15 protein-coding genes are annotated in these 15662 nt (G+C 64.3%); 2 read left to right on the forward strand and 13 right to left on the reverse strand.

Translation table 11 applies throughout. The features are described from left to right. Positions 1-19: 19 nt before the first annotated feature. The 13 genes from M729_RS0106785 to M729_RS0106845 form a co-directional block, all read right to left on the reverse strand. Positions 20-907: a branched-chain amino acid ABC transporter permease gene (locus tag M729_RS0106785; RefSeq protein ID WP_024502116.1), complete on the reverse strand. Its 888-nt coding sequence runs from the start codon at positions 905-907 to the stop codon at positions 20-22. Positions 908-914: 7 nt separating this feature from the next. After that, positions 915-1625, reverse strand: a complete 711-nt coding sequence (locus M729_RS0106790; protein ID WP_013528528.1) for an ABC transporter ATP-binding protein — start codon at positions 1623-1625, stop codon at positions 915-917. After that, positions 1618-2397 carry an ABC transporter ATP-binding protein gene (locus tag M729_RS0106795; RefSeq protein ID WP_013528529.1) on the reverse strand — a complete coding sequence of 260 codons (780 nt, stop codon included), beginning with the start codon at positions 2395-2397 and terminating at the stop codon, positions 1618-1620. Before M729_RS0106795 ends, M729_RS0106790 begins: the two co-directional genes overlap by 8 nt. Positions 2398-2409: 12 nt before the next feature. Continuing rightward, positions 2410-3618: an ABC transporter substrate-binding protein gene (locus M729_RS0106800; protein WP_027161131.1), complete on the reverse strand. Its 1209-nt coding sequence runs from the start codon at positions 3616-3618 to the stop codon at positions 2410-2412. A 205-nt stretch (positions 3619-3823) separates the two neighbouring features. After that, positions 3824-5587, reverse strand: coding sequence for an ABC transporter ATP-binding protein (locus tag M729_RS0106805; protein WP_027161132.1), 1764 nt, complete (start codon positions 5585-5587; stop codon positions 3824-3826). A gap of 46 nt (positions 5588-5633) precedes the next feature. Beyond that, a complete protein-coding gene (locus M729_RS0106810; protein ID WP_027161133.1) occupies positions 5634-6578 on the reverse strand; it encodes an acetamidase/formamidase family protein in 945 nt (314 codons plus the stop codon). Then, positions 6568-8211 (reverse strand): ABC transporter substrate-binding protein, encoded by a 1644-nt coding sequence (locus M729_RS0106815; protein WP_024502121.1) that lies wholly within the window; start codon positions 8209-8211, stop codon positions 6568-6570. Before M729_RS0106815 ends, M729_RS0106810 begins: the two co-directional genes overlap by 11 nt. A gap of 33 nt (positions 8212-8244) precedes the next feature. Next, positions 8245-9165, reverse strand: a complete 921-nt coding sequence (locus tag M729_RS0106820; protein WP_027161134.1) for an ABC transporter permease — start codon at positions 9163-9165, stop codon at positions 8245-8247. Beyond that, complete coding sequence (locus M729_RS0106825; RefSeq protein WP_128278528.1) at positions 9162-10028, reverse strand: ABC transporter permease; 867 nt, start codon at positions 10026-10028, stop codon at positions 9162-9164. Before M729_RS0106825 ends, M729_RS0106820 begins: the two co-directional genes overlap by 4 nt. Positions 10029-10047: 19 nt before the next feature. Beyond that, the gene (locus M729_RS0106830) at positions 10048-10665 is read right to left on the reverse strand and encodes an ANTAR domain-containing protein (RefSeq protein ID WP_024502123.1); all 618 of its coding nucleotides are present in this window, start codon (positions 10663-10665) and stop codon (positions 10048-10050) included. Further along, positions 10662-11756: a transporter substrate-binding protein gene (locus tag M729_RS0106835; RefSeq protein ID WP_027161135.1), complete on the reverse strand. Its 1095-nt coding sequence runs from the start codon at positions 11754-11756 to the stop codon at positions 10662-10664. Before M729_RS0106835 ends, M729_RS0106830 begins: the two co-directional genes overlap by 4 nt. Positions 11757-11934: 178 nt before the next feature. Further along, positions 11935-12423, reverse strand: coding sequence for a hypothetical protein (locus tag M729_RS0106840; protein WP_024502125.1), 489 nt, complete (start codon positions 12421-12423; stop codon positions 11935-11937). 206 nt (positions 12424-12629) lie between these two features. Beyond that, entirely contained in the window at positions 12630-13499 is an 870-nt protein-coding gene (locus M729_RS0106845) for a helix-turn-helix domain-containing protein (protein WP_013528539.1), read from the reverse strand. 92 nt (positions 13500-13591) lie between these two features. On the opposite strand from M729_RS0106845, the gene M729_RS0106850 reads away from it, so the two are divergent. Both M729_RS0106850 and M729_RS0106855 read left to right on the forward strand, forming a co-directional pair. Then, positions 13592-15136 carry a 4-hydroxyphenylacetate 3-hydroxylase N-terminal domain-containing protein gene (locus M729_RS0106850; RefSeq protein ID WP_027161136.1) on the forward strand — a complete coding sequence of 515 codons (1545 nt, stop codon included), beginning with the start codon at positions 13592-13594 and terminating at the stop codon, positions 15134-15136. A 6-nt stretch (positions 15137-15142) separates the two neighbouring features. Next, positions 15143-15652 carry a flavin reductase gene (locus M729_RS0106855; RefSeq protein WP_013528541.1) on the forward strand — a complete coding sequence of 170 codons (510 nt, stop codon included), beginning with the start codon at positions 15143-15145 and terminating at the stop codon, positions 15650-15652. Positions 15653-15662 lie beyond the last annotated feature (10 nt).

Here is a 15662-nt window from a genome sequence, read left to right on the forward strand (position 1 = left end):
AGATGTCCCTTCCGACATGTCAAGCGTCCCTTCCGAACAGGCCAGCCGGCCGGACCAGAAGCACGATGGCCATGATGACGAAGACCACGAGATTGGAGGCCTCGGGGTAGAAGACCTTGGTCAGGCCCTCGGCGAGGCCAAGCATGTAGCCGGTGACGATCGCACCGAGGATCGATCCCATGCCGCCGACCACCACCACCGCGAAGACGACGATGATGAGGTCCGATCCCATAAGCGGGCTCACCTGGTAGATCGGTGCTGCCAGAATGCCGGCAAGCCCGGCCAGCGCGGAGCCAAGGCCGTAGGTGAGGGTCAGCAGCAACGGCACGTTGACGCCGAAAGCCTGGACGAGACGGGGATTCTCGGTTGCCGCGCGCAGATAGGACCCAAGCCTGGTCTTCTCGATCAGCGCCCAGGTGCCGAAGCAGACGATCAGCGAGGCGACCACGACCCAGCCGCGATAGTTGGGCAGGAACATGAAGCCGAGATTGGTGCCGCCGGCAAGCAGCGGCGGCACGGCGTAGGGGTTTCCCGAGACGCCGTAATAATAGCGGAAGATGCCTTCGAGCACGAGAGCGAGGCCGAAGGTGAAGAGCAGCCCGTAGAGCGGATCGAGATCGTACAGCCTCGACAGCGCCAGGCGCTCGACCACGACGCCGAAGACGCCAACGATCAGCGGCACAAGGATCAAAGCGGGCCAATAGCCGATGCCGAGATGGGTGAGAAGCAGATAGCCGACGAAGGCGCCGAACATATACTGGGCGCCATGCGCGAAATTGATGACGCGCAGCAAGCCGAATATGACAGCCAGGCCCAGGCTCAGCATGGCGTAGAACGAGCCGTTGATCAGGCCGACCAGCAATTGGCCGAGGAAGGCCTGAACCGGGATTCCGAAGATCATCGTCATGGCGCCATCATACACCCAGGACTTCGTGGAGCTGCGCCATGCGGTCCGGCAGCTCGCCGACCGGAAACCCCGCCACCACCTTGCCGTGCTCCATCAGATAGAAACGGTCGGCGACGCGACTGGCGAAGCGGAAGTTCTGCTCGACCAGCAGGATCGTCATGCCGCGCTTTTTCAACGTCGCCAGCAACGCGCCGATGCGCTGCACGATGACGGGAGCGAGCCCCTCCGTCGGTTCGTCGAGAAGCAGCATCTTCACGCCGGTTCGCAGCATGCGCGCGATCGCCAGCATCTGCTGTTCGCCGCCCGACAGCCTGGTGCCGGGACTGTTGCGCCGCTCCTTCAGATTGGGGAACAGATCGAATATCTCCTCGACGCTCATGCCGCCCTGCGCGACGACCGGCGGCAGAACCAGATTCTCGTCCACGGTCAGCGTTGCGAAGATGCCGCGCTCCTCCGGCACGAAGCCGATGCCTTGATGGGCGGTGCGGTGCAGCGGCAGCCGCATCAGGTCCTTGCCGTCGAAGGCGATCCGGCCGGTCCGCTTGCGGATCAACCCCATGATGGCGCGCAGCGTCGTCGTCTTGCCGACGCCGTTGCGGCCGAGCAGCGTGACCGTCTCGCCGGCAAACACTTCCAGATCGACACCGTGCAGCGCATGGCCCTCGCCATACCAGGCGTTGAGGCCGGTGACGGCAAGCAGAGGTGCGGCACTAGTCATCGGCGGTGCCCATATAGGCGATCTTGACGCGCTCGTCGCGGCTAACGGTGGCGTAGTCGCCAGCGGCCAGCACCTCGCCGCGCTGCATGACCGTTATCCAGTCGCAAAGGTCGGCCACCACTGTCAGATTGTGCTCGACCATCAGCACGGCGCGATCCCTGGCAACCGAACGGATGAGGCTGGAAACCGTGGCCACGTCCTCATGCCCCATGCCGGCCATCGGCTCGTCCAGCAGCAGCACTTTCGGATCGAGCGCGAGCGTCGTGGCGATCTCCAGCACGCGTTTCCTGCCATAGGAAAGATCGCCGGCGAGCCTGTTCCTGGCGTCGTCGAGACCAACCGAGCGCAGCAATTCCTCGGCGCGCGGGGTCAGCCGGTCGAGCGCCGCGAGCGAGCGCCAGAATTGAACGGCAAGACCACCCGGCCGCTGCAGCGCGACGCGGACATTGTCGAGCACGCTGAGGTGCGGAAAAATCGCCGATATCTGGAACGAGCGCACCAGCCCCATCCGCGCAACCCTGGCCGGCGAGGTGCGGGTGATGTCGTGGCCAAGCAGCTCGATCCTGCCGCTGGTCGGCGCCAGGAACTTGGTGAGCAGGTTGAAGACGGTCGTCTTGCCGGCGCCGTTGGGTCCGATCAGGGCATGGATGTTGCCATGGCGGACATCGAGATCGACGTTTTTGACGGCGATGAAGCCGGCAAAGTCGCGTCGCAACCCGCGGGCGGAAAGCACAACCCGCGGCTCGTTCGCGTCCAGGTCAGTCGGCGCCATCGGCCGCGCCGATCACTGGCCGGCCGTCGGACAGCCGCTTTCCTTCTCGCTGAGGAAGGCCTCGTTGCCTGGAATGGTGGCGAGATATTTGTAGTAGTCCCAATCCTTGGTGCTCTCGGCTGGCGACTTGACCTGGTAGAGGTACATGTCGTGGACCATGTTGCCGTCCGCCTGCACCTTGCCGTTGGTTATCACCGCGTCGTCCACAGGCATCGAATGCAGCTGCTTGGCGACGGCTTCGGTCTCGTCCGTGCCGGCCTTGTCGATCGCCTTCAAATACTGCGTCACCGCCGAATAGGTCGCGGCCTGGATCATGTTCGGCATGCGGTTGGTGCGCTTGAAGAAGCGCTGCCCGAATTCGCGGCTCTTGTCGTCGCGATCCCAGTAATACCCTTCGGTCAGCACGACGCCCTGCGCCGCCTGAAGGCCAAGCCCATGCACCTCGGCCAGCGTGAACAGGAGTGCGGCAAGACGCTGACCGCCCTGCACGATGCCGAATTCGGCCGCCTGCTTGATGGAGTTGGAGGTATCGAGGCCGGCATTGGCCAGGCCGATGACCTTGGCGCCCGACGATTGCGCCTGCAGCAGGAAGGACGAATAATCGGTCGATCCCAGGGGATAACGCACCTCGCCCAGCACCTTGCCGCCATGGCTTTCGACGAACTTGGTGGTCTGATCCTTCAGCGAATAGCCGAATGCATAGTCGACGGTGACGAAGAACCAGCTGTCGCCGCCCTGCTGCACGAGAGAGCCGCCGGTACCCACCGCCTGCGAGTGAGTGTCATAGGCCCAGTGGAAGCCATAGGGCGAGCACTGTTTGCCGGTCAGCTCCGTGGTCGCCGCGCCGGTGACGATGTCGATCTTCTTCTTTTCCTTGGAAATCCCCTGGACGGCGAGCGCTACCGAAGAGGTCGTCAGTTCCATGATGGCATCGACTTGCTCGGTGTCGTACCACTGCCGGGCGATGTTGGAGGCGATATCCGGCTTGTTCTGGTGGTCGGCGCTGATGATTTCTATCGGCGCTCCCTGCACCTTGCCGCCGAAATCCTCAACGGCCATCTTGGCCGCCTCGACCGACCACTTGCCGCCGAAGTCGGCGTAGACGCCCGACTGGTCGTTGAGGATGCCGATCTTGACCTTGCCGTTGGAAATTTCGGCGGCCGAAGCGGGGATCGCGGATGCGGCGAGAAGTGCCGCGGAAACGAAAAGGCTTACCTTCATGGTTGACTTCCTCCCATAGCGATGAATCCGACCGACCCTCCTACGATCGATCATCGCAATGGTATTGAACATGAGGAAGATAGGGACAGAGGGCAAGAGGCCGTTAGGGATTTAGTGTTCGAAGCGATACGGTTTGGCGGCGCAACGCGAGCCTTGGGCGAGAGATAGAGACACAAACATGTGAACCGCCCGGCGGCAGTGCCGGTCAGCCCTCGGCGGCGACGAGGTGGCCGTTGCCGACATCCCTCAGCGCCAGTTTCAGCGGCGCCTCGCCGATCCTGCGGGTGGCGCTCGGGATTTCCTGGTCGAGGCGCGCGAAGCGGCTTCTGCGCCGCGCGGGATCGGGCACGGGCACGGCTTCGATCAGGCGCCTGGTGTAGGGATGGCGCGGGTTGGAAAAGACCTGGTCGCGGGTGCCCATCTCGACGATCTGGCCGAGATACATGACGGCGACGCGGTCGGAGATGTTCTCGACCACCGCCATGTCATGCGAGATGAAGAGATAGGCGACGCCGAATTCGCGCTGCAATTCCTTCAACAGATCGAGCACGCGCGCCTGCACCGAGACGTCGAGCGCCGAGACGCTTTCGTCGGCGATGATCAGCTTCGGCCGCAGTGCAAGCGCGCGGGCAATGCAGACGCGCTGGCGCTGGCCGCCGGAGAATTCATGCGGATAGAGTTCCATCTGGTCGGCCGACAGGCCGACGCGCTCGAACAGCGCTGCGACACGCTCGCTGCGCTCTTCCTTCGAGGCGATACCGTGGATCAGCAGCGGCTCGGCGACGAGGTCGCCGACACGCATGCGTGGGTCCAACGAGGCATAGGGGTCCTGGAAAATCATCTGCACGTCGCGGCGCACCGCCTTGCGCTCGTCGCGGCCGAGGCCGGACAGATTGCGGCCGCCAATGGCGATGTCGCCGCTGTAGGGCACCAGTCCGGCCAGCGCCTTGGCGGTGGTCGACTTGCCACAACCGGATTCGCCGACCAGCGCCAGCGTCTCGTTGGGCGCGATCGAGAAGCTGACGCCTTCGACGGCGTGGACGCGACGAGTGACCCGGCCGAAGAAGCCGCCATGCAGGTCGAAACGGACATGCAGGTCCTTGACGTCAGCGACATTGGCCGGTGTTGCCGTCTCGGCACTCCTGGAGCCTTGGCGACCGACGCCGCTGCCGATGCGCGGCACGGCGGCCAGCAGCTCGCGCGTGTAGCCGGCTTGCGGCCTGGCGAAAATGTCAGCGGTTTTTCCCTCTTCGACCATGCGGCCATGCCGCATGATGATGACGCGGTCGGCCATTTCGGCGACGACGCCCATGTCATGAGTGATGAGGATGACGCTGGTGCCATGCTGGCGCTGCAGATCGCGCAAAAGTTCCAGCACCTCGCCTTGCACGGTGACGTCGAGCGCCGTCGTCGGCTCGTCGGCGATCAGCACGTCCGGCTCGAGCGCCAGCGCCATGGCGATCATCACCCGCTGGCGCATGCCGCCGGACAGTTCGTGCGGAAACTGTTTTAGCCGGCTTTCGGCTTCCGAAATGCGCACCGCCTTCAGCGCCTCGATGGCACGCTGGCGAGCCTCGCTCTGCGACAGGGAGGTATGCGCCTCGATGGATTCGGTGAGCTGCCGGCCGATCGACAGCACCGGGTTGAGTGAGGTCATCGGCTCCTGGAAGATCATGGCGATGCGGTTGCCGCGAATGCGCCGCATCCGGCGCTCGTCCAGAATCGTCAGATCTGTATCGCCGAGATGGACCTTGCCGGATGAAATCCTGGCGGCAGGCTGCGGCAGAAGCTGCATGATGGCCAGAGCGGTCATCGATTTGCCGGAGCCGGATTCACCGGCAATGCACAGCGTCTCGCCGCGAGACAACGTCAGCGACAGGTCGGAGACGACCTCGCGCTCGCCCTCCTCGCCGCGCACGCTGACGGAGAGGTTGGCGATGTCGAGTATGGGTTCGCTGGCGGCGATCATTGCGCGCGTGACCCGGAGAGGGATTTACTCCGGCACACCCCCCTCCTCATTCAAACACGCAGCGCGGAAAGTAGAACGACACCACCCAGTTCGGCATGTCGACGATCTCGCTGATGCGGAGATCGCCGCAGACCGAGGCCAGCATATAGGCCTCGACTGGGTCGATGTGATAACGACCGGCGAGCAGGTCGACCATCTGCGCAACCGCTTCCCTGGCGCCGGTCATCAGGTCCGGACCGATGCCGGTCGTCACCTCATAGCCCTTGGCGTCGAGATGGCGCGTCACCGGGCCTGGCGTGGTGAAGCGCGGCGTCTTCAGCCTGGCATCCTTGACCAGGTCGAGCTTGAGCACGACGTCCATCGGACTTTCGATCGCCGTGCCGCAGACCTCGCCGTCACCTTGCGCGGCATGGGTGTCGCCAACCGAAAACAGCGCGCCCGCCACTTCCACCGGCAGATAGAGCGTGGTGCCGGCGGCGAGATCGCGGATGTCGAGATTGCCGCCGACGCGCCTTGGCGGCACCACCGAGTGGTGGCCCTTTTCCGCCAGCGCGTTGCCTATGGTGCCGGCGAAGGGTTTCAACGGCACACGCGCATTCTTGCCGAACAGCGCCGGCTCGAGCGAGGCAGCGTCGTATTTCCAGATGTTCAGCGCCGGCTCCTTGAAGTCGTCGGCGAGCAGCCCAAAGCCCGGAATGTTGGCCGTCCAGCCGAAGCCGGACGGCTTGAACATCTCGATCGTCACCTTCAGCGCGTCACCCGGCTCGGCGCCCTCGACGAAGATCGGCCCGGTCGCCGGATTGACGGTGGCGAAGTCGAGCTTGGCGACGTCGGCGACCGTGCTGCCGGCCTGCAACTGGCCGCCGGAGGAATCGAGGCACTGGAACTCGATCGTCGAGCCGGGCGCCACCCGCTCGGCCGGGGCAAACGAATTGTCCCAGCCGAAATGATGTTGGCGCCCGTGGATGGTGTAGTCGCAGTTATTGCACATCTTTTACGTACACATTGTCGTAGTTGATCGGGATATGAACCGGGTCGACATAGAGGTTGTCGGCGCCGCCCATGCGCGCCGATTTCATGGTGAAGCGCTGCTCGTTGAAGACCGGCGCCCAGGGCGCGTCTTCCATCACCTTGTCGTAGATGGCGCTCCACATCTTGTCGCGTTCGCCTGATTTAGCCGGGTCGACCACCGAGTCGGCCTCGGCCGCCTTGGCGTCGAGATCCTTGTTGCAATACCACGACCAGTTCCAGCCGCCTGGCACCGCACCGGCGCAGCCGAGGATCGGGCCGTAGAAGTTCGACGGATCCGGGAAGTCGGCGATCCAGGCCATGCCGCCGGACCAGATCATCGGTGCGCCGGCCTTGTCGCCGCCGGCGGCAATCACGTTTGCCTGCGCCAGCGACTGGATGCTTGCCTTGATGCCGATCGCCGCCAGATCCTGCTGGATCGCCTGGGCGATGCGCGGGTTGGGATCGGTGTTCATGGCAAACAGCTGTGTCTCGAAGCCGTCGGGGTGGCCAGCCTCTGCGAGCAGCGCCTTGGCCTTGGCGACGTCATAGGGATAGCCCTTGTATTCCTTGTCGTAGCCCGGCATCGACGGCGGCAGCGGCTGGTTGGCCGGCACGGCGCGGCCGTTGATGATCTGGATGACGCGCGCCTTGTTGATCGCCATGTTGACTGCCTGGCGCACCTTAACATTGTCGAACGGCGCCATGGTGGTGTTCATGGTGACATAGCCGGTGTGCAGCTGGCCGCCCTCGACGACGCGTGCCTTCTGCTCGGGATCGGCCATCACCTCCTGGAATTTTGCTGGCGGAATGCCGTCGCCGGGGACGTCGATCTCGCCCTTCTGCAGGCGCAGCAGCGCCACGATCGGCTCCTGGCCGATCTCGAAGGTGATCTTGTCCAGATGCGGCAGGCCCTTGTGCCAGTAGTCCGCATTGCGCTCGAAGACGATGCGCTGGCCGAGCGTCCACTCGGCGAGCTTGAAGGCGCCGGTGCCGACCGGATGCTTGCCGAAATCGGCGCCGTATTTCTCGACCTCTTCCTTCGGCACGACATGGGCGAAGTTGATGGCCATCACATGCAGGAAGGTGGCGTCGGGGCGGGTCAGTTCGAACTTGACCGTGTAAGGGTCGACGACGGTGACGCCGGAGAGGCTCTCGGCCTTGCCGGCGGCGACATCGTCATAGCCCTTGATCGAGCCGAAGAAGCCGGCGCCGGGGCTCTGCGTCTTCGGATTGGTGACGCGGTCGAGCGAATATTTCACGTCGTCGGCCGTCATCTCGCGACCATTGTGGAATTTCACGCCATGGCGCAGCTTGAAGGTGAAGGTCTTGCCGTCGGGCGAAATCTCGTAGCTTTCGGCGAGGTCGGGCTTCAGATTGGTGGTGCCCGGCTCGTAATCCATCAACCCGTCGAACAGGCTCTTGATCATCGACCAGTTCTGCCAGTCATAGCCGATCGCCGGATCGAGCGTGGCGACGTCGTCCTTGTAGGTGATGGTGATGGCGCCGCCCTGCTTGGCGTTCGGATCGACGGCGTCCTCGGCGCGAACGCTCGTCATGCCGAGCATCAGCGCCAGCGCCGATGCCGCTACCGTGGATGCGAGAAAATTTTTCATTTTTATGTTCCCTTTCTCTGTCTGGTTTTCATTTCATCTGAGCTTGATGCGGGGGTCGATGAAGGGCGCGATGATGTCGGCCAGCAGATTGCCCAGCACGATGGCGAAGGCCGACACCAGCGTCACACCCATGATGATCGGGATGTCGACGCGCTGGATGGCCTGCCAGGCGAGCTGGCCGATGCCGGGCCAGCCGAATACGCTTTCGACGACGACGATGCCGCCCATGAAGATGCCTATGTCGATGCCGATCATGGCGATCACCGGCAGGATGGCGTTGGGCAGCGCATGGCGGAACAGGATAGCTCGCCGCGCCAGGCCTTTGGCGCGGGCGGTGCGCACGTAATCCTGGCGCAGCACGTCGATCATCGACGAGCGCATCATGCGCGCGTACCAGCCGGCGCCGAGGATTCCCATGGTCAGTGACGGCAGCACCAGATGACGCCAGGTGCCGTAGCCGCCGATCGGGAACCAGCTGAGCCGCACGGCAAAGACGTAGAGCAGCAGCAGACCGACGACGAATTGCGGCGCCGAGACGCCGACGAAGGAGGCGACCATCAGCGTCTGGTCAGCGGCGGTGCCGCGCTTGACGGCGGCGATCAGGCCCATGCTCAGGCCGAGCAACAGCTCGCACAGGATGGCGCCGACCATCAGCAACAGGCTGGCCGGCAGCCGCGAGACGATCAGCTCGGTGACTTCGGAGCGCTGGATGTAGGAGCGGCCGAGATCGCCGCTGACGAGCTTCGTGAGATAGCGCCAGTACTGGACGACGAACGGCTGGTCGAGGCCGAGCTGCTGGCGGATGTTCTCGACCGTCTGCGGCGTGGCGCTGCGGCCGGCGATCTGGCGCACCGGATCGGCCGGCAGGAGATAGAGCAGCGCGAAGGTGATCAGCGAGACGCCGAGCAGGATCAGCAGCGACTGGATGAGGCGGCGGCCGAGATAGGCGATCATGCCCGGCCCCTCTGCGTCGGATCGAGAATGTCGCGCAGCGCATCGCCGATCAGGTTGAAGGCGAGCGCCAGCGCCAGGATCGCGGCACCCGGAAAGAACACCAGCCAGGGTGCGGCCTGGAAATAAGTCTGGTTCTCGAAGATGATGTTGCCCCAGGACGCCGTCGGCGGCTGGACGCCGATGCCGAGGAAGGAGAGTGTCGCCTCAAGCAGCACGGTGGTCGAAATGCCGAGCGTGCCCCAGACGATGATGGTCGGTAAGAGATGCGGCAGGATGTGGCGAAACAGGATGCGCGGCGCGCTCGCGCCGATGGTGCGTTCGGCATCGATGAACTCACGCTCCGCCAGCGATGAGGTCTCGGTGTAGATGACGCGGGCGGTCTGCACCCAGTTGACCAAAGCGATGACCATGGCGACGATCCACAGGCTGGGCTCGAACACCGCGGCCAGGCAAATGGCGAGCAGCAGTGCCGGAAACGCCATCATCAAATCGGTGAAACGCATCAGCGCGCTGCCGATCCAGCCACGGAAATAGCCGGCGACAACACCGACCAGCGTGCCGATGAACAGCGCCACGCCATTGGCGACGATGCCGATGATCAGCGAGGTGCGGGCGCCGTAGAGGATGCGGGTCAGGAGGTCGCGGCCGAGCAAGTCGGTGCCCAGCCAGAATTTTGCATCCGGCGGCAAGGGCGAGCCCTCGATGGTCAGGCCGTCGAACATCTGCTCGTTGGGATCATAGCCGGTCAGCCATGGCGCCAGCACGGCGCCGGCAACGACGATGGCGACGATGACCAGCCCGAGCAGAGCCAGACGGCGCCTGACCAGCCGGCGCCAGACGCCGGCGCGCGGCTTGACCGGCATGCGCCCTGGCGCGGTGAGATCAGGCGCGATGGGACTGGTCATCGCCGCCTTCTTCCCCTGTTGCTTCTTCGCTTGTCATGGCCACGATCCGCCGCGCGGCATCCTCGACGCTGATCTGCCAGCTCATCGCCAGCGAGCGCAGCTGCGCATAGGCGCGGCCGTCATCGCTGCCTTTCGCCAGTGCCGTCACCGCGCGAACGATGGTCTGGCGTTCGGCAACGCGCTGGCGAAGCGAGGCGATCTCGCTGGCCAGGTGTTTTCGCGCCTCGAAACTCTGGCGCGCGATCAGCAGCGCGCTGTAGACGCCGGCATTGCCGACCGGCTTCAGCAGCTGCGCATCGGCCTTATGCGACAGCGCCCATTCGATGCGGCCCGGCGCCTCGGAACCGATCAGCGCCACCAGCGGCATCGGCGCTTCGCCCGGCTTCCAGGGGAATTGCTCGTCAAAGCCGAGATCGGCGTCGAAGAAGACGAAATCGGCGGCCAGCGCCTCGGGCGGCAGTTCCGGCCAGCAATCCAGCGTGATCAGCCCGATGGCCGACAATTGCCTGGTGATCGCCTGCACCGTCGGATGTGGGCGATGCAGGATAAACGCCCTGGCGCCGCCGAGATTGGGGATGCGTGGGGCTCTGGTCACGACACCACCCTCAGGCGCGGGCGGCCGAATGTTTTTGCCGGGTCGTAGCGCGACAGATACGGATCCGGCGCGACTTCGTCTTCGCGGCTGACGACCTCGAAGAAGCCGTCCGCGATGCGCCCGATGATCACCGGCAGTGTCGCGTGCTGCGAGTGGGCGTCGATGGCGATCGGACCGAGCCGGGTGGAGAAGCGGCGTTCGGCGAAGGCTCTGGAGAATTCCGCCGGACCGGCGTCGGGATTGCTGGAGAGCACGTCGGCCATCACCTGCACCGAGGCATAGGCGGAGGCCTCGAAGGATGAGGCAAAGGCAGCCGGGCGCGGCGCGAAATACGGCCCGACCGACAGATGTCCCTTGCCGGATTCACCGATCGCCGGCAGCTCACCTTCGGTCAGGTTGCAGGAGATGACGGGGCAAGTCTCGGGACTGAAGGCGGCATCCTCGTGACCCAGGTCGCGATAGGCCGCGAGGAAGGCGTAGGACGAGGTGCCGATCAAATTGTTGAGGATGAAGTTCGGCCGCGTGGCGCGGATCTCCGCGATCAGCCGCGACACGTCGGTCTCGCCGATGCGCAGGTAGCGTTCGCCCAGCACCTTGCCGCCGGCATCCGCGATCAGGTCGCGCGCGACGCGATTCATCTCCCAGCCCCAGATGTAGTTCGAGCCGAGCAGGAAGCCGTTGGCGCCGAAACGCGGCACGACATGCGCCATCAGCGGCACCAGATGCTGGTTGGGGCAGGCGTGCATGTAGACGACATGCTCATTGGCTTCGAAGCCCTCATAGGGGCAGGCGTACCAGAGCATGCCGCCGGCTTTCTCCAAGACCGGAATGGTTTCCTTGCGGCTCCAGGAGGTGACGCAGCCGATGACATGGCGTGCGCTGCTGGTCTTGAAGATATCTTCGCAAAGCGTTGCGTAGCGGTCCGCATTGCTTTGCGGATCGCGCTCCACCGGCACCAGTTCGATGGCTGAGCTGCGATCGGCGTTGATGTCGGCTATGGCGCGCATGGCGCCGATGCGGCACGCATCGGAGACGAGTTGATAGCTCCCCGAGCGGGAATACAGGATGCCGATCTCGATGCGCCGTTTCAAACAGGACCCCAGAAATGACAATGCCTCGCAGCCTGCGCCGGAAGGGCGAGGCATACGAGGCATTTTTGCCGCCCGGCGATCAGAGCCGGTATTTTGCGCTAGCGTATTCGGTCCGGCGGGTCAGTCAAGCCCTCAACGACATTTGCATGACCTGCCATCGCCGTTTCGCTGCCGCCGGCTATTTGGCCGCCGGCCTCTGGCCGTGTTGGCGAGCATAGGTCACACAGGCGTCCACCGTGCTGACACAAAGCGCGTCGCGCCTGTTCGGCAAATTGTTGTCGCCGGCATAGGCAACTTCGGCGACACGGCCATCGACCATGCGAATTTGCGTATCGCAATAGCCGCCGGGAGCGACATTGACGGAGCCGCCGACCGCCGGGATCGCGCCGACCGCCAACGTCGGAACCACAATGCTGAGATTGCCGCGCTGGACGATGCGCTTGTAGGTCCAGATCTGGCCCGATTGGCCGGCGTCGGCGGTGGCGGTCGGAAACCCGGCGCACATTCGAACATCGGCTTCGCTGAGGCCGACCATCTCCTTGCGGGCAGCCGCCGCCGTTGGATCAATCTTGGCGATACGCGACGTATCGTCAGGAACGACGCAGGAAGACTGGATGCCGACACAGAGAGCAGCGAGGCCAAGCTTTCGAATGCAGGAAAATATCATGCCGACTGTCAGATTTGCCCGATTGTCAGATTTTGCGTGGCGCCCGCCGCTCCTTTCTACCTAGGCAGACAGGCGAGCGGATCAACCCGTTCAGCTTCACGAAAAAGTGGCTGTGGCTGCATCATGGCCGGTCGGGAAGCCAACGCCCTGGCGGAAGCGGACTCGCGCCGGAACGGCGCGCCAAGGTCCGCATCCATGGTCACCCATCAATGACCCTGCAACTGTTTCCGCCGCCAGGACGCGGGCGCTTCGCCGACCCGCGCGCGAAAGAATCGTGAAAAATACGCCGGGTCGTCGAAGCCGATCTCGTAGGCGATGTCCTCGACCGAGCGTACGGTGAACAACAGCAGCCGCTTGGCCTCCAGCAGCCGTCGCTCACCGACGACGCGTTTGACGCCGCTGCCCAGCACCGCGCGGCTGGCCTTGTCGAGAAGATGCGGCGTCGTGGCCAGCGCCTCGACGTAGCGATCAACAGGCCAGTTGTCGCGGAAATGCGCATCGGCGAGCCGGCGCAGCCCCAACGCCAGTGAGGCATCCGAAGACGCCGTGGCATCCTTTGTCTCGGGACTGAGGCGCGCGATGTGGGAGAGCGCGACGGCGATCAGCGCCTGCAGAACCCTGTCTTTGCCGGCTTGCGCCTCGGCGTATTCGGCGGCGATCATCTCCAGCACCGCCGCCAATCTGGCCCACGCTGCGTGCTGCGGCATGCCGTCGGCAAAGACCGGCCGGTCCAGCGGCAGCAGGCTGTGAGCCGCGATGGCCGCAAGCGCGCCGTCGGCGACCGAGACGACGATGGCGTCGGTGCCGGGGCCGATCGAGAAGCCGTGCACGATAGTGCTCGGCACGAAACTCACGGCAGGCGCCGAAAAGTCCCAGGATCGGTCTTCGATGCGGTAGGTACCGGAGCCGCTGGTCCAGAAGGTGATCTGACCCATCTGCGGGTGCTTGTGCGCGGCGACCTCACCAAGATGGATATTGCCGCGCGCAAGCACCGTCTCAACATGCAGAAAACCGACATCGAGCGGCCGCACCGGCTCGCCATAGACGAAGAAGTCGGGGATGGATCTCTGGCTCATGACGCCGGAAAAAGTCCAATCGGTTTTGCCGTTCCGTCCATAACCGATCGATGCCCAGGGCGCTAGGGTTACGGCTTAAGAGGAGGACCATCATGCGATCAGAAGACTTCCGCACTGATAAGGCACGCCCGTTCACCGGGGCCGAGTATCTGGAGAGCCTGCGCGATGGCCGCGAGGTCTATATCAACGGCGAACGCATTGCCGACGTCACCACGCATCCGGCGATGCGCAATTCGGCGCGGTCGCTGGCGCGCCTCTACGACGCCCTGCATGATCCAAAGCGGCGGGACGCGCTGACGTCACCAACCGACACCGGCTCGGGCGGCTACACCCACAAATATTTCCGCGTTGCCAAGTCTTCCGCCGAGCTTGTTGCCCAGCAGGCGGCGATCGCGGAGTGGTCGCGCATGTCCTATGGCTGGATGGGGCGCACGCCCGACTACAAGGCGGCGCTGATGAACACGCTCGGCGCCAATGCCGACTGGTACGGGCCGTTCAAGGACAATGCCCTGTCCTGGCACAAACGCGCGCAGGAAGCCGCGTTGTTCATGAACCACGCCATCGTCAACCCGCCGATCGACCGCCACAAGCCGGCTGAACAGGTGAAGGATGTCTTCGTCCACATCACCAGGGAGACGGATGCCGGCATCTACGTGTCCGGCGCCAAGGTGGTGGCGACGTCCTCGGCGCTGACGCACTACAATTTCCTGGCGCAAGGGTCGGCGACGGTGACCGAGGATCCGTCGCTGTCGGTGATGTTCATCGTGCCGATGAATGCGCCGGGGATAAAGATGTTCTGCCGCGTCTCCTACGAGCAGACGGCCAACACGGTGGCGGCACCCTTCGACTATCCGCTGTCGTCGCGCTTTGACGAGAACGACGCGATCCTGGTGCTCGACAATGTCTTCATCCCCTGGGAGGACGTGCTGGTGCTGCGCGATGCGCAAAAAATCCTGTCCTTCCATCCGGCCTCCGGCTTCATGCATGGCTACTGCTTCCAGGGCTGCACGCGTTTCGCCGTCAAGCTCGACTTTCTCGCCGGCCTGCTGGCCAAGGCGCTGCGCGCCACCGGCGGCGATGCTTTCCGCGGCAACCAGGCGGCACTGGGCGAGGTCATTGCGCTCAGGCACATGTTCTGGAGCTTTTCCAACGCCATGGCCTACAACCCGATCCCGTGGGCGAATGGCGCGGTGCTGCCCAATCTGGAAGCCGCGCTTGCCTACCGCACCTTCATGTCGGAAGCCTATCCGCGCGTCATCGACACCGTGCGCCGGGTGATCGCCTCGGGGCTGATCTACCTGCCGTCGTCGGTGCGCGACTTCAACAACCCCGAGATCGACAAATATCTGGCGCAATATGTGCGCGGCTCCAACGATATGGGCCACATCGAACGCATCAAGATCATGAAGCTGTTGTGGGATGCGACCGGCACCGAGTTCGGCGGCCGCCACGCGCTCTATGAGCTCAACTATGCCGGTGCGCCGGAAGAGGTACGGCTGCAGGTGCTGAAAGGCGCCGAGCGCGGCGGGCGGCTGAAGGCGATGGAAGAGCTGGTCGACACCTGCATGGCCGATTATGACGAGAATGGCTGGACCGGCGATACCTGGTTCAATCCGCTTGTCTCAACGGCCGAGTGAAATCACATGGCCACGCAGATTTCGAAAGCCGATTTCCGCGACGCCATGGCGAGGGTCTGCGCGCCGGTCAACATCGTCACCACAGACGGGCCGGCAGGACGCGGCGGCTTCACCGCCACCGCCATGTGCAGCGTCTCGGACGAGCCGCCGACGCTGCTCGTGTGCATGAACGGGCGCTCGACGCAGGCCGCCATGTTCCTGTCCAACCGGCGCTTCTGCGTCAACGTGCTGACGCATGACCACATGCATCTGGCGGGAAAGTTCGCCGGCGCGACCAGGGACATGGAGGCGCGCTACGCCTCGGCGCGCTGGCAGACGCTGACCTCCGGCACGCCGGCGCTGTCGGATGCGATCGTCAACTTCGATTGCGAGATCGAGACCGTGCATGTCGTCGGCACGCACAATGTCATGATCGGCCGCGTCATCGATGTCCGGCACGGCAGCGGCGGCTCGGCCCTGCTCTATGTCGACCGGAATTATACGCAGCCGACACGGTTGGGCAGCTTTGGCGGGTGAGCCTGGACGA

It is taken from the genome of Mesorhizobium sp. WSM1293 (assembly GCF_000513875.1).
Classification (GTDB): domain Bacteria; phylum Pseudomonadota; class Alphaproteobacteria; order Rhizobiales; family Rhizobiaceae; genus Mesorhizobium; species Mesorhizobium ciceri.

Coding starts and splice junctions, on each gene's coding strand:
- M729_RS0106825 (WP_128278528.1), bottom strand. CDS start 10,028: ATGCCGGTCAAGCCGCGCGCCGGCGTCTGGCGCCGGCTGGTCAGGCGC.
- M729_RS0106855 (WP_013528541.1), top strand. CDS start 15,143: ATGGCCACGCAGATTTCGAAAGCCGATTTCCGCGACGCCATGGCGAGG.
- M729_RS0106845 (WP_013528539.1), bottom strand. CDS start 13,499: ATGAGCCAGAGATCCATCCCCGACTTCTTCGTCTATGGCGAGCCGGTG.
- M729_RS0106810 (WP_027161133.1), bottom strand. CDS start 6,578: ATGTGCAATAACTGCGACTACACCATCCACGGGCGCCAACATCATTTC.
- M729_RS0106805 (WP_027161132.1), bottom strand. CDS start 5,587: ATGATCGCCGCCAGCGAACCCATACTCGACATCGCCAACCTCTCCGTC.
- M729_RS0106840 (WP_024502125.1), bottom strand. CDS start 12,423: ATGATATTTTCCTGCATTCGAAAGCTTGGCCTCGCTGCTCTCTGTGTC.
- M729_RS0106850 (WP_027161136.1), top strand. CDS start 13,592: ATGCGATCAGAAGACTTCCGCACTGATAAGGCACGCCCGTTCACCGGG.
- M729_RS0106785 (WP_024502116.1), bottom strand. CDS start 907: ATGACGATGATCTTCGGAATCCCGGTTCAGGCCTTCCTCGGCCAATTG.
- M729_RS0106820 (WP_027161134.1), bottom strand. CDS start 9,165: ATGATCGCCTATCTCGGCCGCCGCCTCATCCAGTCGCTGCTGATCCTG.
- M729_RS0106800 (WP_027161131.1), bottom strand. CDS start 3,618: ATGAAGGTAAGCCTTTTCGTTTCCGCGGCACTTCTCGCCGCATCCGCG.
- M729_RS0106795 (WP_013528529.1), bottom strand. CDS start 2,397: ATGGCGCCGACTGACCTGGACGCGAACGAGCCGCGGGTTGTGCTTTCC.
- M729_RS0106790 (WP_013528528.1), bottom strand. CDS start 1,625: ATGACTAGTGCCGCACCTCTGCTTGCCGTCACCGGCCTCAACGCCTGG.
- M729_RS0106815 (WP_024502121.1), bottom strand. CDS start 8,211: ATGAAAAATTTTCTCGCATCCACGGTAGCGGCATCGGCGCTGGCGCTG.